General features: G+C 62.2%; 15 protein-coding genes. 2 read left to right on the top strand and 13 right to left on the bottom strand.

All coding sequences use genetic code 11. The annotated features are described in order from the left end of the window. The first annotated feature begins 56 nt into the window (after window positions 1–56). Window positions 57–449 carry a hypothetical protein gene (locus tag BLT65_RS05020; protein ID WP_042304895.1) on the top strand — a complete coding sequence of 131 codons (393 nt, stop codon included), beginning with the start codon at window positions 57–59 and terminating at the stop codon, window positions 447–449. A gap of 868 nt (window positions 450–1,317) precedes the next feature. On the opposite strand, the gene BLT65_RS05025 is transcribed toward BLT65_RS05020, so the two are convergent. From BLT65_RS05025 to BLT65_RS47595, 5 genes are all read right to left on the bottom strand, one after another. Next, window positions 1,318–1,671 (bottom strand): hypothetical protein, encoded by a 354-nt coding sequence (locus BLT65_RS05025; RefSeq protein ID WP_091775476.1) that lies wholly within the window; start codon window positions 1,669–1,671, stop codon window positions 1,318–1,320. Between the two features lie 310 nt (window positions 1,672–1,981). Then, window positions 1,982–2,287, bottom strand: a complete 306-nt coding sequence (locus BLT65_RS05030; RefSeq protein ID WP_103254621.1) for a hypothetical protein — start codon at window positions 2,285–2,287, stop codon at window positions 1,982–1,984. Window positions 2,288–2,735: 448 nt separating this feature from the next. Further along, window positions 2,736–3,059, bottom strand: coding sequence for a hypothetical protein (locus tag BLT65_RS05035; protein ID WP_042306116.1), 324 nt, complete (start codon window positions 3,057–3,059; stop codon window positions 2,736–2,738). A gap of 454 nt (window positions 3,060–3,513) precedes the next feature. Continuing rightward, the gene (locus BLT65_RS05040) at window positions 3,514–3,879 is read right to left on the bottom strand and encodes a hypothetical protein (RefSeq protein ID WP_091775480.1); all 366 of its coding nucleotides are present in this window, start codon (window positions 3,877–3,879) and stop codon (window positions 3,514–3,516) included. Then, the gene (locus BLT65_RS47595) at window positions 3,879–4,244 is read right to left on the bottom strand and encodes a hypothetical protein (RefSeq protein ID WP_091775484.1); all 366 of its coding nucleotides are present in this window, start codon (window positions 4,242–4,244) and stop codon (window positions 3,879–3,881) included. The genes BLT65_RS05040 and BLT65_RS47595 overlap by 1 nt, the downstream gene beginning before the upstream one ends. A 1,022-nt stretch (window positions 4,245–5,266) precedes the next feature. On the opposite strand from BLT65_RS47595, the gene BLT65_RS46340 reads away from it, so the two are divergent. Continuing rightward, the gene (locus BLT65_RS46340) at window positions 5,267–6,601 is read left to right on the top strand and encodes a hypothetical protein (protein ID WP_208545730.1); all 1,335 of its coding nucleotides are present in this window, start codon (window positions 5,267–5,269) and stop codon (window positions 6,599–6,601) included. Between the two features lie 321 nt (window positions 6,602–6,922). On the opposite strand, the gene BLT65_RS05060 is transcribed toward BLT65_RS46340, so the two are convergent. Genes BLT65_RS05060 through tagH form a run of 8 tightly spaced genes read right to left on the bottom strand, consistent with a single transcriptional unit; the run spans window position 6,923 to window position 17,857 of the window. Beyond that, the gene (locus BLT65_RS05060) at window positions 6,923–7,477 is read right to left on the bottom strand and encodes a DNA/RNA non-specific endonuclease (RefSeq protein ID WP_091775490.1); all 555 of its coding nucleotides are present in this window, start codon (window positions 7,475–7,477) and stop codon (window positions 6,923–6,925) included. A gap of 16 nt (window positions 7,478–7,493) precedes the next feature. After that, entirely contained in the window at window positions 7,494–8,411 is a 918-nt protein-coding gene (locus tag BLT65_RS05065) for a hypothetical protein (protein WP_091775495.1), read from the bottom strand. A 24-nt stretch (window positions 8,412–8,435) separates the two neighbouring features. Beyond that, entirely contained in the window at window positions 8,436–9,026 is a 591-nt protein-coding gene (locus BLT65_RS05070; protein WP_042306121.1) for an OmpA family protein, read from the bottom strand. Window positions 9,027–9,083: 57 nt separating this feature from the next. Then, window positions 9,084–9,809, bottom strand: coding sequence for a type VI secretion system-associated protein TagF (gene tagF, locus BLT65_RS05075; protein WP_091775498.1), 726 nt, complete (start codon window positions 9,807–9,809; stop codon window positions 9,084–9,086). After that, the gene (tssM, locus tag BLT65_RS05080; RefSeq protein WP_091775501.1) at window positions 9,806–13,333 is read right to left on the bottom strand and encodes a type VI secretion system membrane subunit TssM; all 3,528 of its coding nucleotides are present in this window, start codon (window positions 13,331–13,333) and stop codon (window positions 9,806–9,808) included. The genes tagF and tssM overlap by 4 nt, the downstream gene beginning before the upstream one ends. Before the next feature lie 43 nt (window positions 13,334–13,376). After that, the gene (locus tag BLT65_RS05085) at window positions 13,377–14,666 is read right to left on the bottom strand and encodes a DotU family type VI secretion system protein (protein WP_042306124.1); all 1,290 of its coding nucleotides are present in this window, start codon (window positions 14,664–14,666) and stop codon (window positions 13,377–13,379) included. A gap of 23 nt (window positions 14,667–14,689) precedes the next feature. Further along, complete coding sequence (tssK, locus tag BLT65_RS05090; protein ID WP_091775504.1) at window positions 14,690–16,024, bottom strand: type VI secretion system baseplate subunit TssK; 1,335 nt, start codon at window positions 16,022–16,024, stop codon at window positions 14,690–14,692. 54 nt (window positions 16,025–16,078) lie between these two features. Then, on the bottom strand, window positions 16,079–17,857 hold the full coding sequence (gene tagH / locus BLT65_RS05095; RefSeq protein WP_091775507.1) for a type VI secretion system-associated FHA domain protein TagH: 1,779 nt from the start codon (window positions 17,855–17,857) through the stop codon (window positions 16,079–16,081). Window positions 17,858–17,874: the final 17 nt, after the last annotated feature.

Raw genomic sequence — 17,874 nt, forward strand, 5'->3', positions numbered from 1 at the left:
TATAAGGGACGCTCGCGCCGTCGGCATCGAATCAACCCGGAAACAGGCAATACTTCATGACACCCTATGTGGACGCAGCGGCTCTCGTTGCACTTGCTCAGCGCGCTGAAGAGAATGGTTCAGCGCCTTGCTCGTGTACGAAGACGCCGCTCGATGGATGGCAATCGCAACCGCTTTCGCTCGATGAAACCCGGCTTGTCGAGGTGGCTACGCTCATGCGCGAGGATGATCCCGAGCCGACGTTTGCTGAGTATCGGCCGGATAACGTTCAGTACTGGTCGCCGGATGCGCCGATCGCGCCGCGGTACTTTCCGTATAACCGGTGTGGTGTGTGGGAGTGTTCGGACTGCGGGCGGTTGTACTTGCGTTATACGGAAGGTGGCGGGTATTTCGTGGATCGGCGCATTCGGGCGCTGAAGGCGGGGTTGGTTGAGGATGTGGGGGTTTGAGGTGGGTTTGGTTTTGTGGAGGCTTGGCTGGTGGTGGGTGCCAGTCAAGGTCGGGGTTCAACAGATGGTTGATTGGCGAGTTTCTTAATTTGACATAACATAAATTATCGACGTTCTGTTTGTAGGTCCCAAATAGAAATGTCGGGTTTCGGCTAAATAGAGATGTCGTGTTTGGGTAGTTTGAGCGCCGGACAGTCCTGTGGGAGCGCCAGCGATGAATGCGCGACACAGTCTTGACGAAAATAGCGGTGCGTGATGGAAGTTGGACGGGTTTCCAGCTCCTTATTAAAGCTGCAACAGTACGGACTAAAATGAAGTAGCTGTAGCTTTACAGCTATCCACCTGTTATACAGATCAATCTTTCTTCCAAAATTTCTTTCGCAAAGGAAATTTGTCCGGCCAAATCCAATTCGCCAAAACAACGAAAAAAGAGCCAACGCCCGACAGGAGAAAGGCTCCTCCAAGAAGAATTTCTATACTTTTAAGCGTTAGCTCATGCAGACTGGGCGATGGCAACGATGACATGTAGCGCACTAGCCAAAGTTTCATCGTGCCAAGCAGCACTCCTGCCAGTCCGAGGAGTAACGTCAAGTAAAACCAGGTCAAAAATCGTGTGGCTGCTGCCTTCAGCCGATTCGCGCTGGTATCCGTGCCTGCCTCGTAACAAAGGTTCGGTAGCACTGACGACCAGGCCCAATTCGTCTTAGGCGGTATGAGCTCTGTGAAGGACTTGCCCCACAAGGAATAACGTCATGTGTCCCTGTTGCCCGCCTCGTCGTACTCATAAAGTGCGAACGTGTGCAGTACACTAAGCAACGGCATCGGACGCTATGAAAAATGAGGCAAGCTTAGAGATAAGTTGAGGTCTTTAGCGGAATTTGATACATGTGAAGCCGGTTTGCTTGGGGTGAAGTTCCATGACCTTGACGGGCTTCACAGGTTCCCCCTCAGGACTGACCTCCGCAACGCCGACGACACATTGCCGGTCCTGCACATGCATCATCGACTGAAAGAATTGCATGCTTGGGTCGATGGGCTTGTGCCCCTCCCACACCACCAGACGGTATCGCCCACCCTTCTGCGGGGTAAAAGATGCAGGCAACATGCATACGTTCTCCTCGTAAGAGATCGTGAGCGGTTTGTCCGGAACGATCTTTACAGGCGCTGCACCCGGACTACCATCGATGTAGGTCTTGCCGGCGTAGCAGCCTTTTTCGTTCACTGTCAGGAGGTAGACGGCCTTGCCTTGAATCTGGAGTTCTGCGGAAGGTTCCGAGTCCTTGGGAAAGGGATAGGGATGACCAACTGTGGTACACCTGCGAGCATGACGAGCATGCACGCGGTAATTAGTCTTGTTTTCGTCATAAAGCTATCTATGCGTTGAGGAATCCAAAAAATAATGATTGCGCGTTCTCTTTTGTAATTGTCTATCCTGTCGCTGATGCGTAGAAATCCGCAAACTTCTTTACGTTCGCCTTCCAGCCTCCCTCGATTTGATGTAGCTGGCGGTCGTACAGGTCCGCTTGCAACATTTAAGTTCGCGTACGCTTCAGTGCATCCTGATACCACGGCTGCGAACTCCAATCTTCCAAGGTAGCAATGAAATCGGAATAAGGTGTCGAATAGAGACTATCTGGCTCATAGAAAGGACTATCTTTGCCAAGCGCTAACCCGTACTCAAAGTGTTGCGGCGGAACCACTTTTCCTTTGGCTATATCATCAAAAAGCGGCGTCAACCACTTCAGTAGAAGGGCCGCATCTGCATCCTTCCTCTCGTGCATCTCTAGTAGCGAGCGAAAGATCGATGCCATTTCCTGGAGGTTACTTATCTTATCCATAGCCATCGATTCGGTTTGAGCATAAATGGGCTTACTAGCGTTGGCGACGTCCGTTTACTCCTATTTGGCACGATCGTTTGCTATGCAAATGGAGACGTCACCACATTCCCTTGACTGGTGCCAGCAATATCAGACCCAAATACATTGGGCACACTCCCCGACTTTGGCGTTATGGAATAAAAATCCACTCCATTATTTAGTATGTTCTCTGCTTGCGCAGCCGGCAATCCCAACGCCTGCCCCGCTTGCTCTTGAGTCGTGATTGCGACTGCTTGCGCCTGATGTGGACTCATCCAATACCCGCTATTGGGGTGAATGCTATCCCCCCTCGGAACTACTGCAGCGGCCGTAAGTCTTGCCTCCTTGGTCGCATTTCCATTCGCGAGTGCTTGGATCTTCTGCTTCTCAGCGGAGTGCAACTGCAGGTTGAACACATCTTGTTCATCTTCTACCGAATGCTGTGACGACGTCGATACGCTTCAAAGTCCGCCTCGTCCTTCAGGTTAAGGAGGTTGATCAAGATAGACATGCCAGATACCAGCTTCGGGAAATTGATCCACAAGTCCCACGGCCCCTCTGGGGAAAAATAGTGCCAATAGCCGACAAGTGCATCACTCGGCGCAGTGATTTCCCCTGTCTTTATTGCGGCGATGATGGGCATGAGATGATGCTCATATAGGTGGCGTACGTCTTCGTTGCGGCCGCTAGCTTCGTCAAAAAGAGGCTCGACATCTTCTGCACGTTCAATCAACGCTTTGGCAAATTCACTCATAGTAACTTTACCGAATGATCCCGCCGAGGATCGACTTGGGCGGTGTGAAACTCCCTAGATCAGGCACGACGTACTGCACGAGCCCCCGCTGCCGCTATATTGACCTTGATTTGCCGGTGCGATCGTGCTCTGGTAGACACTTACAATTTTCCCAGGCTGCGGTTGAATTGAGAAGGCTTGGAATCCTTTGAACCCGCCATTTGCAAAGCTAGCGGCGGGCAAACCCAGCGCGTCGGCCGCGCTCGTAGCACTCGCATTCTGTCCAATAAGCGAATCATACTGGGCGCGAGACATATAGAACGAACTGACTCCCGCATTATCACCGACAGGAACCAGGCGCACCAACTCATCACGCGTATGATCGCGTTTCCTCTCGGCTTGTCGTTTCGCAGTATTCGCCGCTGTAGACGCTCGCGAACCTCAACGCCTCAGTCGTGGCCCGCTCGTCGAGCGACTATTCGCTCCACCTCCTCCATTCGACCAGGTACTCTCTCGATGCATTACCGAGTTGCTGTTCAATCTCTTTCAATCGAACAGCATCCGAAGAAGCTCGCAAGTAAAGCGCTTCAAGGAGGCCCGTCGCCACGGGCGTTTTGAGATCGATATCACTAGCAATCATGGCAGATTCGATGATGTTGAAAATATAGATCCGTTCATCGGCTGGGAATTTCTCGAAGTGATCTGCGGTTTTCTTTCCGATGTTCGCTAGCAAGATGGTGATGGGAATATCGTCTCCCCAATCAGCAATCGCGTCCTCTTTTGCCGCTTTGAGAATCTCGGTCTTGGTTAGCTTGATAATAAAGTTCTGTAAATTTTCCATCACTTTCCCCTAAGTGCATTCTGGAGGTCTCTCAGCACATTTTGCGCAGCAGAGCGGTCGCTGAACGAGGCGTTAGGGTTGCCGTCATCGATCTCTGGGCGCGCGGCGGCCTGAAGCTCGACCTTGGGTGCCTGCAGCGTGCGCTCGCGCTCGATCGCCTGCTGCTGGGCGCGACGACGCTGTTCCTGCTCGCCCAGCGTGTCGGCTACCTGTGCATGCGCGACGTGTACAGAGGATGCGGCGAGGAGCGCGCCACAAAGAAGGGTGAGCGGGTGTCGTCCGTGCCAGGAGGAAACGCCCGTGTTGCTTCGGACGTGCGCATGCCTGCCGGGCCGGGTGATCCGGCCAGGGTAATTGATCTTCATGGCGGCGAAACTACTGTGGTGCTAGCGCTTGCGCTGCGGGCAATATCTTCGCAGCAAGCTGGTCGTATCCATCGCGCGCGAAAATGCCGCTTGGTGTCGCGTCAGGTGCAGCGTGGCGTCGCGACCAACGGACACCGTGTTGGCACGCAGTCATCGTGACATCTGCGTTACCCCGATTCTGTTTGCCGGTTGCCGTTCTCTCGACAGCGACCAGCGTTCCCCGGATCCGGCTGGATACCAGCCGGTAAGCTCTCGTGTTCATTTTTATGCGCTACTGGAGTTCTATAGGCGCGCGTAATGTACCAGAAACATTTAGTAACAACTGTCAAACCGTGCAAGCCGAGGCGACGATACAACATTTCATGCAAGATGCATGGTGAGGGAGCGAGATCAGCGAGGAGCCGCGAGAGCGCTGACGATCGACCGCCCGTAGATGCCAACGTCGTTGCGATCGGCGCCCGCGTGGTCGACATTGATGTGGCATGTGTGTATGCGAAGAGCCGCTGACAGCGGGCGACCTGATACCGATACCGACATGAGCGGTGCCCTACTTGCAATGCTCCTGCGTAACGCAGCCACGCTTCGTACTTAAATATTCCTGAATCGAGCCACCGGCTTGTTCAGCGCGGCCGTAGGCGAGAGACGGCGGGCAGCGACATTGCGATAAGTTTTCTAGAATGAGCCAGTGGGCTACGAAAACGTTGCTATCCACGCGGCCGACAAATCGGACCATCGGACGAGCGGTCGGACGCGGAGTTGGCATGCTTTTTAGTCAGACCTCAAGGTTGGCGCGAGACGATGCGGACGATCGTAATGGCCGCCGCGAGTTTGCTTGCGGTCGCAAAGCTCAAGCGATCCCGTCAAGTACCAACCGTTTACAAAGGTCTGCATGATGACCTTTGAAAATCGGCGTGCCTGGGCGCATGCGGCTTGGCCGGTCGGGTTCTAGCTGGCAAGCGTAAGCAGTTCCTCGTTGAACAGGAACTGCGCATGAAATGCCCCGGGTGCCTGCGACGGAGTACATGGCCCGCCCTGCCACGGCTGGCAAGGAAGTCGAGATGTCTCACGAGCTCTACATCCAGGTACTTAGCGCGATGTTCCTGTTCTGGAATGGGGCGCGCATCCTGACGTACCTTCCGACCATCGGCAAACTCCTCGCAAGGGAAGCAGACGTGCGCAGCCACAGTCTGCTCAGTTGGGGTAGCTGGGCTATCAGCAATGGCACGTTCGCACTCATGCTCCTCGAAATGAGCCGGGGAATTCCAAACGGGATGTTCTGGATGAATCTGGCCAATACGCTGATGTGCGTGATCGTTTCGGTCATCATTCTTTTCAGGCGGTTCTCTCGAAAGATCACGCGAAATGAGTCGGCGGCTGGCGCCGTGTCCATGCAGCCGGGATTGCTGCATCGGCGTGCAGGTATCCTTGCTGTCGGCGTCCATCTTGCTGTTGATCCAGTGCCCGTCGCACCGACTACGTGGTTCGGACGCCCCGAGCTTTGGGTTGCGTGGAGGAGCGCATTGGCCTTCGGGGTCGCGGGTGCCATCACGCTCGATGTCTGGCCGAACCATCATGATCAGAGCGCCTACGACGTATCCAGGGCCAGCACCGAGGCGCACGGGACAATCGAACCGGTATCGCCGACACAACAAGTGTCCTCGTCGGGTCCGGTCACGCCATCAACCGCACCTGCTGCTCGCGCAATCGCCCATACCGCACTCGCCACTCCTACGCCTTCCACTTCGCCCGAGCGCCGCGCGGCACCTTCCCGGGCTTCTGCTGCACGGCGGCCAGTTGCAGGGCGGCCTGGCAAAGCGGGCAGCGACGTGCACCAAAATCGCGGTAATTGGGCGTCGCACTTTATGGCGAGCGTGCGGCAGGCGCTCGGGATTCCCCGATCCGCACCGCCAAAGCGACAGATGTCTTCACCCGGTCGTAGCGCACCGCCATCGTCGGCTTCTTCTCGTGGGACTGCCGTTTCCCGCGCTGAAATCGCCCGCCACGTGCCTTCCCCGCCGTTCAATCACGGCGCTGCACCGTCCCGGGATTTCGCTGCATCGCAGTTTGCTACGGGGCGGCCTGGTCGTGCGGGCGATTTCGCGACGCAGGATCGTCCCCGTCCGGCGCGCCCCGTTCCCGTGTATGAAGCGCCGCCAACCGTCGTGTTTGAAGCGGCTCCCGTAGTCGAATACGCGGGACAGCCAGGCGTGTATCAGGAGCCTCCCGTCATGTACGCGCAAGCGCCCGATGCCAGCGGTCGCGGATATGAGGGCGAGTACAGGGATCGTCGGCAATGGCACGACAATGGCTTGCACAAGGGCTGGAAACATCATCAGCACGAGGAGGACGGCGATTGATGCCTGTCGCTCCTTCCAACCTTCGTTCGGCTTCCTGAACGTCACCTGGATAGTATAAGGAGCCGGATAGCTTCATCTGGGCAATACACCCGCACCCATCCCGCTGAAGTCGGACGCTCAGCGTCGAGACATACCTTCATGGTGTCGAACGAGTTGACTAAGGTGTGAACCGCGAATCACGCGGCAAGTCGGTGCTCACAGCATTGTCGTTCCTTGTCGTCAAGAATCGCGTACAAGGCAGCAACATCCCGTCAGGCCGCCGACCGGCTGGGCCTGATCGTACGCCAGGTCGAACGTCTGGTGAGCCGGTATCGGGAAGCCCTAGTTCTCGAAACTATTGAGCTCGAACGTGCAGACGGTTTCGCCCGGGCACAACAGGCCCTGTTCGACGGCAACCGGTACCTGGCTTACACCACGGCCATACCGCCAATACGTGAAATACAGCGCTCCCGCATGGCTGACCGCCTTGCGTTCGAGCGCCCTGAACGGCCCCGAGTTGATCTTGCCTAGCTGCGGAACGAGATTGATGTCCGTACGCCCGCCCAACGTGTGGGCGATCGCGTGCCCGCGGTGATAACGCCCGCTGTTGCCAAGCGGATGCCCTTTCATCCGCGTGGCGATCACCGCTCGCGACTCGTGGTTCTTACCGCGGCTTAGCCCCCAAGCCGCCACGAGACGCTCGGCCGCGACGTCGAACAGATACGAAAAGCCGGCGTCCGAGGTCTCGAGCAACTCGCAAGCGGGCACCCCGCGCGCGTAGTCGTGAGCCCATAGCGCGACCAGCAACGGCCCTACCTTGTCGCGAAAGCACTGCGGCGCACTTTCACGCGACAGTCGCGGCAGGATGCCATTCAACGGTTCCCGATAGTCGATCATCAATCGCCTCGTCGTGTCATCGGCTGGCCGTGGTCACCGCCTTCTGCAGCTTGTTGCGTATCTTCGCGATATCGACTCCGGCTGGCCCTGGCACGTCCGCAAACGGCATATAACGCGCCGGCGTATGCAGCAAATACGCCTGCATCTCATCGATGACGATCCTGTCGCTCGGGTCATAGCCCATGGCCTCGAGCTGGCGTGTCAGCTCTGCACGTTCCGCGTAGCTGAGTTCGTGCCACCAGAATGAGCGGCATGCGTGCGCGTACGCATCGTTCGAGAAATATTGCCAGTGACCCAGTTCATGACTGAGGATCGCCGCCCGCACGGGCGCATCGATCATCTCGCCGCCGGGCGCCGGACCCAGTCCCGGAATCGTGATCAGAAAATCATGCGTGCTGCGTGCCTGCCAGTTGCCATCGCGCGTGACGATCAGCCCCATCTGGACGACCACGCGTTGCAGCGTGCGTTCGCCCGGCGTCAATTCCAGACGCTGCTGATGCGCCAGGTCGAAGAAGTGCGCGAGTTCGACCGCGCTGAAATTGTTGCCCGCCGTCAGTCCCGCCGGATCCGTGCCGAAGCGCCGCGCGTGCGTCGCGATCGCCGCCATCGTCACGATACGATCGTGCGGCATGTCGCGGCGCTCGAATAACGCGACCACCCGCGAAAACATCGCGCCCTGCTCGGCCAGGCTCGGCGCGTGCATCACATACAGTCCCGGACGGTCGGCAATCGCAAAGAGCGCGAGCCTGGCATCGCCCGGCAACGACGCATCGAGTTGTGTGAGCGGTATGCGCCGGATGTCGACGTGCTCGCTCTGCATTTCCAGCCGCGCGCTGCCCGCCTGCGCGCATGCGTTGTCCGCGGACCACCCCGCCGACAACGAGAGCGCGCAGGCCGTCGTCAACCGGATGCCGCGTCTGCAGGAAAGTTTCATCGCCGCCACTAAGGCCGCTCGCGTCTAGTTCGTCACAGTCACGATCGTCACGCGACGGTTTTCCGGCGCGGTCGGATTGCGTTTGTTCAGCGGCTCTGACGATCCCTTGCCGACTGACGTCAAACGCTCGGCCGCGATACCGTCCTTCTGCGTCAAATATTCGACGACGGCGGCAGCGCGGTCTTGCGAGAGCTTCATGTTTGCATCGGCCGAGCCGCGCGGGTCCGCGTGTCCCTCGACACGGAAGCGATACGCCGCGAGCCGGTCCGATTGCAGCGCGTGGGCCACCTTGTCCAGCGCGGCTTGCGCGGTGTCGGTGAGCGTCGACGAGTTGGTCGTGAAGGTGATCAGCATCTGCAGCGATGCTGCCTTCGCCGTGGCCGCCGGCTTCGCCGTCGCACCGGGCTTGTTCGACAGCACGAAGCCGCGCGTGACGATGTTGTCGTTATCCTCCGGCGTCAGCGCTTTGGTCACCGAATTTTCATCGATGTCCTGCTCCTTGACCACCGGGTCTTCCGCATGGGCGACACTCGCGCACGCGACCACACACAGCGCGACGACCCGCGCCCCGCGCGCCGCGCGTCCCGTCAGAAACGAAACGATTGAGCCAGACATACCCCGACCTCCCATCGATGCCTACACTGTCTACCGCTTTGGACCTTCGAGCGGTTCTCACAACCGTAATTCGACAACCGACCGCCAGCCGCTGCGCGCCTTATCGAGCAGCCCGACAAAACGCTCGCCATCCGGCAAGCCCGTCCCTGCCAGCAACGACGCGGGCACCGCGCTCGACCCTTCCGTCCACCACGCGCCCGATCCCGCCGCGACGTACACCGCGAGCAAAGCGGCGAAGCGATCGGGGGCGCCGGCAGCCTGTTCCGTTTCGTTCGATTCGTGTCCCTCCTCTTCCACCGCATACAGCCGCCACGCAGGCGCAGGCGTTTGCGCTGGCGCCGCCGTCAAAGGCCCCCACGCATCGAGCTGCGTATCGAAACGCTCCAGCACGAAGTCTGCGTCGAGCGTCGATAGCGCGCGTCGCATGGCCTCGTCGTACCAGGCCTGCGCGCCACTCAGCCAGTTCGCGGTATCGTCGCGCGCGAGCGGCGCGGCGAGCGTGAACGGAAAGTGGCGCCCTACCCGGTCGACACCCGGCATCAGCACACCCGCCCACGCCGACTCACCGCACACGTCCGCGCCGAGCGCAAAACACCAGATCGGCGCATTCAGGTAAACGGGCAACCACTGTGCGTCGAACCATCGCTTGGCGAACAACATGCCCTGCTGCAAACACGCATCCCACGGCGTGATGAATTCGGGCGGCAAGCGCCGCGTCACGAAGTCCCCATGCGTGCGCACCTTGCCGAAAAAACCCGGCCCCTCTGCGACGAATCCGCTCATAACCGGTCAGGACAACGGAACTGCTCGAACACCCCGCGACGGAACGGATTCGTCACGCTGCTCGCGTCAAGCTGAAGCACGAGCGGGTGTCCGTCCGATTCGAAGGTCATCTTGAAGCGGTCCGCTTGCGCGGTCGGCTGCAAGCGCGCGTTGTCCATCAGATGCAGCAGCGCCCACGGCCCATCCGCCCGCGCGGAGTCCCCCGATGGGTCGAAATCCACATGCGCCTGTCCGGTGCCTTTGCCGCTTGGCCACTGGAACACCATCGATTGATCCACATGGGCGGCAACCAGTTGCTGCCCGTCGATATCGATCGTGGCGTGGTCGATGGCAGGATCGATGTCGAGCACCTTTAGCGTGAAGCGAACCGACACGTCGCGCCCGCCCGCGCGGAAAAATGCGTCCCTGATCTGCGCGGCCCGCTGGAATTGCGTGAGCACGTCCGCCGGAATGCCGAGCGAATCGGCACCCGTGCGCCAGCGCCATTGCGGCCCCGACATGTCGACCAGGGTGGCCAGGTTCTTCTGGAAAAAGTCGTCGATCAGCCCGCCTGGCCCGAGTATCCGACTGAAGTCGTCGGGGGCTGCATCCCGGTTGGAGCCGCGTACCAGCGGGTAGCGGCCATCGAGCGCCTGCCGGCAAAGCTGCGCGACGTTGGCCTGCCACAACGCATTCAAACGCGCACGTTCGCCGCCGACCATCAGCATCGAGCCACCGCTCGCGATGTCGTTTGCGATGCCCGCAAGCGGAGCGGGCGCGCCCTGCGCGACGAGTTTCAGCTTGTTCAGCGCGTCGCCCGGCGGCGCGGGCAGTCCTTGCTTGCGCGCCGCGTCGGACGCTTCGAGATACGACGCCGCATCCTTGAGCGCCGCGAGTTGCGTATCGAGCGGCACAGGGCCCGCTGCACCCGGCTTGCCCGCGAGGTCGTGCAGCGCCTGAAAGTGCGCATCGACGGGATTGACCAGCGCGGGCGGCGGCGCCGCATCATCTGGCTGGTTGCCGAGCGCGTTTTCGAGCCGTTTCTTCACCGCATCGAGCTTGTTGCCCAACGCGCCGACGCCCTGTTCGACCAGCGAGCCACCCGTCTTCACCGTGCCGAGCGTGGTCTCCTGAGAGGCAGCGAGCATGAACGCCTTCAACGGCGAATCGGGCGCGGCGAGTACGTTCGCCACGCGCGCGCCCTTCTCCACGCCATCGAACGGCACCACGGCGACATCCGCCAGCAGCGCGTCCCACTGCTTGATGTACTCGTCGTAGTACAACTGCGTCATCGCCGACTTCAGATCGTCGATACCGTTCGGCGTCAGCACGGATTCCTCACGACCGAGCACCCAGTTGTCTCTCGCGACATCGATCACCGCCTCGTCGCGCAACTGGCCGAACTTCTGATACCCCGCCCGCGTGTAGGCACCGGAGACGCCGCGCGTCAACGGCGCACCACTTTTTCTGACAAGCACCAGCGACGCGTTGCGACCAGCCGCGGCTGCGACGCTGAATGGCGGCAGCTTCGCCTGTTCGAGATCGCGCGCGACGCGATTGAACATGCGTTGCGCGAGCGGCATCTTCGCAAGCGTCGTGCGCGCCTGCGCGATCAGATCCTTGTCGAGCGGCAGCGACGCGTCGAACTGCGCGGGCTGGAACAGCGCCGCGAGATGACCGTCGATGTCGTTGCGCTGATCGTCGCTCGCATTGCTCAACGGCCCGCGCCGCCAGTCGATGTCAGCCCACAGCCGCACGGAATCGGCGTCGAAGTGGGCCGAATCGCCGAGCATCAGATACGCGCGCAGCACCTCGTACTGAAAGTCGGGATTGTTCGCGTCGCCACGCCGCAGTTCGTCTTCCATCCTGTGTACGACGAGCGGCAGCAAAGTCTGCTTCAGCAGACGCCGGTAGCTCGCCTGCGCTTCGAGGCCCAGCTTGTCGCCCTGGTACAGCCCGAGCCGCGAGAGCCACGGTACGCTCTTGTTGCGATCCGCGTAGCCGCCAGGCAGGTCGCGCGCGGCATTGAGCAACGGCAGCAGCAAGAGCGGATCGTCGCCCGCGCGGGTGTTCTGCGCGAGCTTCTGCAACTCGGTCACATGCTGCTCGACATTGGCGATATAAGCGCGGTTGCGCTGATAGCTGACGAAGAACAGCACCAGCGCGAGCACCACCGCAATGCCGATCAGACCGAGCGCGATGCGCTGCAGCCACGTGCGCCGACGCTCCAGTTTCGGGTTGGTCCCCGCCAGCCCGGCTTCCTGGAAAATCACGTCACGCATCAGCCGCGTGATGAAGTACGCCCGTCCGCTTGCCGGGTCCGGCAGCACGACCTGACGCTGCAAACCGAGCGCCGACGCGACCGCGCTCATCACGCGGTCGATCGGCCGGCCTTCCTGGGTGCCGCTCGTGAAGTAGACGCCGCGCAGCAGCGCCGCCTCATCGAAGCGCGACGTGCTGAACGTTTCCTGCAGGAAGCCCGTCAGCATGTTTTCGAGGCCGGCGAACTGCTGCGGAAAACCGTACACGAGCGCACGCCGGCGCGTGTCGGTCTCCTGCTGCATACGGTGCAATACACGGGCCTGCAACTGCTTCTCGAGCGCGGCGAACTCGCCGGGGAACGTCGCCAGCGCTTCGTCCGGGCCGCCCTGCGCGACGTAAGGGAACGTCACGCCCCACACCTGTTCACGCTCGTCACGGCCGAGGTCATCGAAGAATTCCGCGAACCCGGCCAGCAGGTCGCACTTCGTCACGACAACGTAGACGGGAAAGCGCATCCCAAGACGGGTGTACAACTCCTTGAGCCGTTCGCGCACCGCGCCTGCCTGCACCGCGCGCTGCGTGTCGGACAGTTGCAGCAGATCCTGCACCGACAGCGCGACGATCACACCGTTCAGCGGCCGCCGTGGCCGGTACTTGCGCAACAGTTGTAAAAAGCCGCCCCATGCGGCCTGATCCGCTTCGGCGAAGCTGTCCTGTGTCGTGAAGCGACCGGCCGTGTCAAGCAGCACGGCATCGTCGGTGAACCACCAGTCGCAATTGCGCGTGCCGCCAACACCGCCCACTGCCTGCTTGCCAAGCCGCTCGGCGAGCGGAAACTTGAGGCCCGAATGCAGCAGTGCCGTCGTCTTGCCGGTGCCGGGCGCGCCGACGAACATGTACCACGGCAACTGGTAGACGTACTGACTACCGAAGCGCCCCTTGACGCGTGCCTTGCGCAGGATCGTCATCGCCTCGTCGAAGCGCTGCTTCAGCGCGGCGACATCGGCTTCCGATTCTTTCCTGCCGGGCTGCGGCGCCTCTTCGGCGACCACCCGCGTGAACTTCACGTTCGCGAGCCGCACGATCAGCCAGCGCACGCCCCAGTAAAGCACCCACAACGCGAACAGCACCGCGATCACGATCCAGCGGCTCGCGGCCGATTCGAGCGGTGCCTTGCCCGCAAACGCCAGCAACGGCCCTTCGATCCAGACGATCAGCGCAAGCGCCAGCACGCCGAGAAACGACAGCACGATCGGCCGCATGAACCAGCCAAGCAGTTTCATGAGCAACCACCTTCAAGGTGCGGCGCACGGAGGGCGAGCGGACTCACGATGCCGCTCCCGGTGCGAGTATGGTGATGTCGACGCGGCGGTTCTTCGCGCGGTTTGCAGGCGAGTCGTTCGGCGCGATCGGCTCGGTGTCGCCGCGGCCTTCCGCTACGAAACGCCCCGGCGTGCCGGTGCGTGCGGCGAGCATGTCCTTGACGACATCGGCGCGTGCCTGCGACAAATGCCAGTTCGACGGAAAACGCGCCGACAGCAGCCGCTGGTTGTCCGTATGTCCGGCGACGACGACGTTGCCGGGCACGTCCTTGAGCGCATCGCCGATGCGCTGTATCAACGGCATATATGCCGATTCGAGCTCCGCGCTGCCCGACGCGAACAGCCCATCGCCTTTGATCTCGACGACGGTCCGATCCGGCAGTTCGGAGACACGCACGAGCCCCTGCGCGATTTCCGGCGCGAGGAACTGCGACAGCTTCGGCGCGAGCGCGGGCGGCGGCGGCGCGGCTTTCGCCGCGAGCGGCTGCGGCGCGACGCGCACGCCATGCAAGGCCGCGAACACGCGATCGGACTCGTCGTTCAGGCGCAGGCTCAGCACCAGATGCACGGCGACGAGCACCACGCAGGCGATCGCGGCGGCGACCCACAGCGGCACCAGTTGCAACAGCGGCTTGCGCTCGGCCTTGACGGGCAGCCAATGCACCGACAGATCGCGTTCGGCGGCGCCCCGTTGCGAGCGGATCATCGTTTCGAGCCGCTCGCGGATCGTGTCCAACTGCGTGCGGCCACCGTCGATCAGCCGGTAGCGGCCCTCGAAGCCCAGCCCGAGAATCACGTAGATCAGCTCGAGCACATCGACATTCCCGGTGGGGTTCTGCGCGAGCCGCTGCAGGATCAGGAAAAAGCGCTCGCCGCCCGACGCCTCGTTATGAAACGTCACGAGCAGGCTGCGGCTCGCCCACATCCCTGCGCCCCACGGCGTGCTCGAGATCGCCTCGTCGAGGAACGTACACAGGCAGTAGCGCGATGCGCCGAGTTTCTCGTCGTCGATGCCGCTCGCACGCCCTTGGGTTTCGAAGGTGCGCATCATCTGGATCAGTTGGGTGCGCAACTCTTCGACATTCGGATGGGTCGGCAACTGACGCAGCGGAACCGCCAGCTCGAGCAGCGGATTGGCCGCGCGCAGCAACGGATTGAGGCCGCCCGTCAGCGGCGAGATCGGCGCCGCGGTCGCCGCGGCGGCGACAAAAGCGGCACGCGCGCCGCCGGGCGTCGGGATCAGAATCGTCGCGCCAGGATCCTCGAGTGGGCCACGTGGTTCGTCAGGAGTCACAATGAGTGTCCTCGATCAATGCGTCAGCGGCGAATGGCCCAAAACTCCATCGCCAGCCCCGGAAAGTCGCCCGCGACGTGCAACGCCATGCCGGCGGAGGTCGCGAACTGCTTCCACAATTCGTTGCCGCGATCGAGCTCGAAGTACGTGAACCCCGCATGAAACGGCAACTGGCGTGGCGCGACAGGCAGCGCGCGCAGCCCGATGCCGGGCAACTGCAGGTTCACGAGATCGCGAATGCGCTCGACCGGCCCAATCTTCACCTGCGGCGCGAAGCCCGTCAGGATGTGCTCGGCCGGCATCTGCGCACGGACGGCCAGCACGAAGGTCGCCGAAGCGAACAGATTCTTGTCCGGCACGAGGGCCACACGCAGGCCGAACTTGCGCTCTTCGAGCGGAATCGGCACCGCATGCGGGTCCATCACCATGCTGAGCGACGCGCGCAGATCGTCGATCACCGGCGCGAAGGTTTCCCGCAGCCGGTCGTGCCGGTACACCGGGTACGCGGGCGGGCGCTTGGTCGGCTGGCTGAACGTTGCGAGCTCTCCCGCGAGCTGCACCGCGATCTGGTACAGCGCTTCCGGATGCAGGCCCGTCATCGTCGACAGGTGGGCGGCGAGCGGTTCGTGGCGGTTGATCAGTTGCAGCAGCAGGAAGTCCGACACTTCCGCGACGCCCGTCACACCCGGCTGCGCGAGACGCGCGGCGAGCGCCTCGCCGCGCTGGTGCAGCAGGCCGACAAGGTCGTCGACGAACGCAGCGAGACGCCGCCCGACCCGGTAGTCGAGACACGGCGGACTGTAGTCGTTCTCGAGCACGACGCGGTTGTCGGGCAGCCGCTCGACGACGCGCGCGCAGCCGAGCACCGCATACGCATTCGCGACGTCCGGTTCGAGTGCGAGCCGCACGCGCAGCTTGCCGATCTGCATCAGCGCCGGCGCGGCATTTGGATCGTTGCTGTCGCCGATTTCGAGTTCGGCCACGCCATGCCGCGCGAAGTTTTCCTCGCTGGCTTCGTTGCCCGTCTCGGCAATGCCCGGACGGCGCACCGGCAGCGCCAGCGCGACCAGCGTGTTACGCGTGCCCTCCGGGATATCGAGCGGTTCGGGCAGATCGTCGTCGGCGGGCAGATTGAATGGCGTGCCGTCGGGCATCACACCGGCGCACGACAGGAGCGCGACCTTGCCGAGCTTGAGCAGTTGCTCGTCGATCTCGAGCACGGTCAGCCCCCAGCTGTACGGACGCAGACCGGCAGCCCGCGTTTCCAGCTGGGTCTGCAGATAACGGTCGTGCTGCTGCAGATGCTGCGGCTGCAGGAACATCCCCTCCGACCAGATGACTTTGCTGTTCCAGGACATTTTTTCTCGTGTCTTTCTCGTGGCCTTCTCGTGATGAGAAGGGGTCAGTGGTGGCTAGTGGGGGTCCTTCTTGCCGCTTTTGCGCGCGGCGTGCAGCGCGTCGATCTGCGCTTCGTATGCATCGTTGAACGCCTTGCCGAACAGTCTCTGAAAATCGTCTTCTGCTTCGCGCGCGACGTCTGCCTGCCTGTCGACGAACAGGTCCCACAGTTTCGCCTTGCGGTTCGACAACACCTTGTCGATCACCCCGCCCGCTTTCAACTGGGCTTCGATGCTGGCGGGATCGAAACGGCCGAGCACTTCGGCCAACCCCGCGCGCATGCCGACGATCACGGCCAGTTCGTGCGACTCGATGTCGTCGAACGCGCGCTCCAGCGCTTCGGCGGGCGGCAGGTAACCCGCGCCACGGCCCGTGAGCATCTGCGCGAGCGCGCTGTCGACATCGGGAAAAAACTTCAGCGGATTGTTGTCGCGCGCAACGATCAGCGTGACGTCGAGGCGCGCTTCTCGCCGGGTCATCGAACGGGCGCGCAGCACGGCCATCGTGCCGCGCAGCGCCTCGCGCAGCATCATGCCGACCAGTCGCGCGAGTTCGGCGGGCGGCAGGTTCGGCGCGCGCGAAGGGTCGAGGCCGAGCCCTTCGAGCAGCGCCGCGAATGTGTCGCCATTCGCAATCGGGCCACGCGGCGGCGCCGGCTCAGGCTGGACGGCGGGCGCGGTTGCCTTGGGGGCTGGCGCGGCCATCGCAGCGGGGGCCGGCTCGGGTTCGCGTTGCGTGGGCGATGCTTGCTGCACCGCTGGCTGCGCAGGAGCAGGAGCAGGAGCAGGCGCGGGTGCAGGTGCAGGCGCGACGCGAGCAAACCGTGCAGCATCAGGCAACGAAGAAGCAGGCGCGATCTCGGTGAGATCTTCCGGAATGAGCGGGGCTGCCGATGGCGCGAGCAGATCATCGAACGGCGTTGCAGCGCCGCCGCCGGAACCATCGAGCAGGCTTTGGGGCAAGCCAGTGGGCCCGTTTTGCGACGCGGGAACCGGCGGCGCGGGTGCCTGCGCTGGCGCAACGTTCGACGCAAACGCGGACGGATTGGACGGCGCAGACGGCGACGGAGCAAACAGCGGCGACGTGTGCGCGCCGCCGGACTGCGCCGGCTTCTCCCATTGCGCGAGCACGTCCGCGAGCGGATCGTAATCAGCGGGAATTCCGGAGGGCGACGGTGTCGCCGCATTGGGCACGATGGGCAGCGCAGGGGCAGGCGCCGGCGCACGCGGCGCCGCGACGGGCGCCGAGAACGCCTGAAACTCCGGCGCGACATGATCGCTTTCAGAGCCCGCGTAGCGCGGCCCCGACGCAATCCCCGCGCGTTCGCCGAACGCGGGCTGTCCGAGAGGATCCAGCGAGCCAAGACCGAACGGGTCGCCTTGCGCATCGGCGGGCAACGGTCCGCCGAGCACCTTCACCGCTGCCAGCGGATCGGCCAGGCCTGTCACGCTGCGCGCTCCCGCCACGCGTTCCGCAATCGTCACTTCGAGCAGATAGGTGCCGATCATCAGACGGTCGCCGTTCGCGAGCCGTGCCTCGCGCGTGCCGCCCAGCGCGCGCTGGTTCAGCACGCTCGGGTTGCTGCCGAGATCGCACAACAGATACTCGCCGCCGCGGAATTCGATCCGCGCATGCACGCGTGAAATCGCGCGCTGCTGGTCGGGCAACACCAGCGTGCAATCGGTCGCGCGGCCAATCGTCCCGCCCGTCGGGCCGAACTCGACCGCGATCGGCTCGGCGACCGGCTCGTCATTGAAGCGCGCGACGCGCAACGAAAGAATCGGATCGTTCACTTGTCTCCCCGGCCCCA

The organism is Paraburkholderia steynii, assembly GCF_900100565.1.
GTDB lineage: Bacteria > Pseudomonadota > Gammaproteobacteria > Burkholderiales > Burkholderiaceae > Paraburkholderia > Paraburkholderia terrae.

What these genes read in the sequence shown, in the direction of transcription:
- BLT65_RS05020 (WP_042304895.1), top strand. Translation starts at nt 57, where the DNA reads ATGACACCCTATGTGGACGCAGCGGCTCTCGTTGCACTTGCTCAGCGC.
- BLT65_RS05030 (WP_103254621.1), bottom strand. Translation starts at nt 2,287, where the DNA reads ATGGATAAGATAAGTAACCTCCAGGAAATGGCATCGATCTTTCGCTCG.
- BLT65_RS05035 (WP_042306116.1), bottom strand. Translation starts at nt 3,059, where the DNA reads ATGAGTGAATTTGCCAAAGCGTTGATTGAACGTGCAGAAGATGTCGAG.
- BLT65_RS05040 (WP_091775480.1), bottom strand. Translation starts at nt 3,879, where the DNA reads ATGGAAAATTTACAGAACTTTATTATCAAGCTAACCAAGACCGAGATT.
- BLT65_RS47595 (WP_091775484.1), bottom strand. Translation starts at nt 4,244, where the DNA reads ATGAAGATCAATTACCCTGGCCGGATCACCCGGCCCGGCAGGCATGCG.
- BLT65_RS46340 (WP_208545730.1), top strand. Translation starts at nt 5,267, where the DNA reads ATGGCCCGCCCTGCCACGGCTGGCAAGGAAGTCGAGATGTCTCACGAG.
- BLT65_RS05060 (WP_091775490.1), bottom strand. Translation starts at nt 7,477, where the DNA reads ATGATCGACTATCGGGAACCGTTGAATGGCATCCTGCCGCGACTGTCG.
- BLT65_RS05065 (WP_091775495.1), bottom strand. Translation starts at nt 8,411, where the DNA reads ATGAAACTTTCCTGCAGACGCGGCATCCGGTTGACGACGGCCTGCGCG.
- BLT65_RS05070 (WP_042306121.1), bottom strand. Translation starts at nt 9,026, where the DNA reads ATGTCTGGCTCAATCGTTTCGTTTCTGACGGGACGCGCGGCGCGCGGG.
- tagF (WP_091775498.1), bottom strand. Translation starts at nt 9,809, where the DNA reads ATGAGCGGATTCGTCGCAGAGGGGCCGGGTTTTTTCGGCAAGGTGCGC.
- tssM (WP_091775501.1), bottom strand. Translation starts at nt 13,333, where the DNA reads ATGAAACTGCTTGGCTGGTTCATGCGGCCGATCGTGCTGTCGTTTCTC.
- tssK (WP_091775504.1), bottom strand. Translation starts at nt 16,024, where the DNA reads ATGTCCTGGAACAGCAAAGTCATCTGGTCGGAGGGGATGTTCCTGCAG.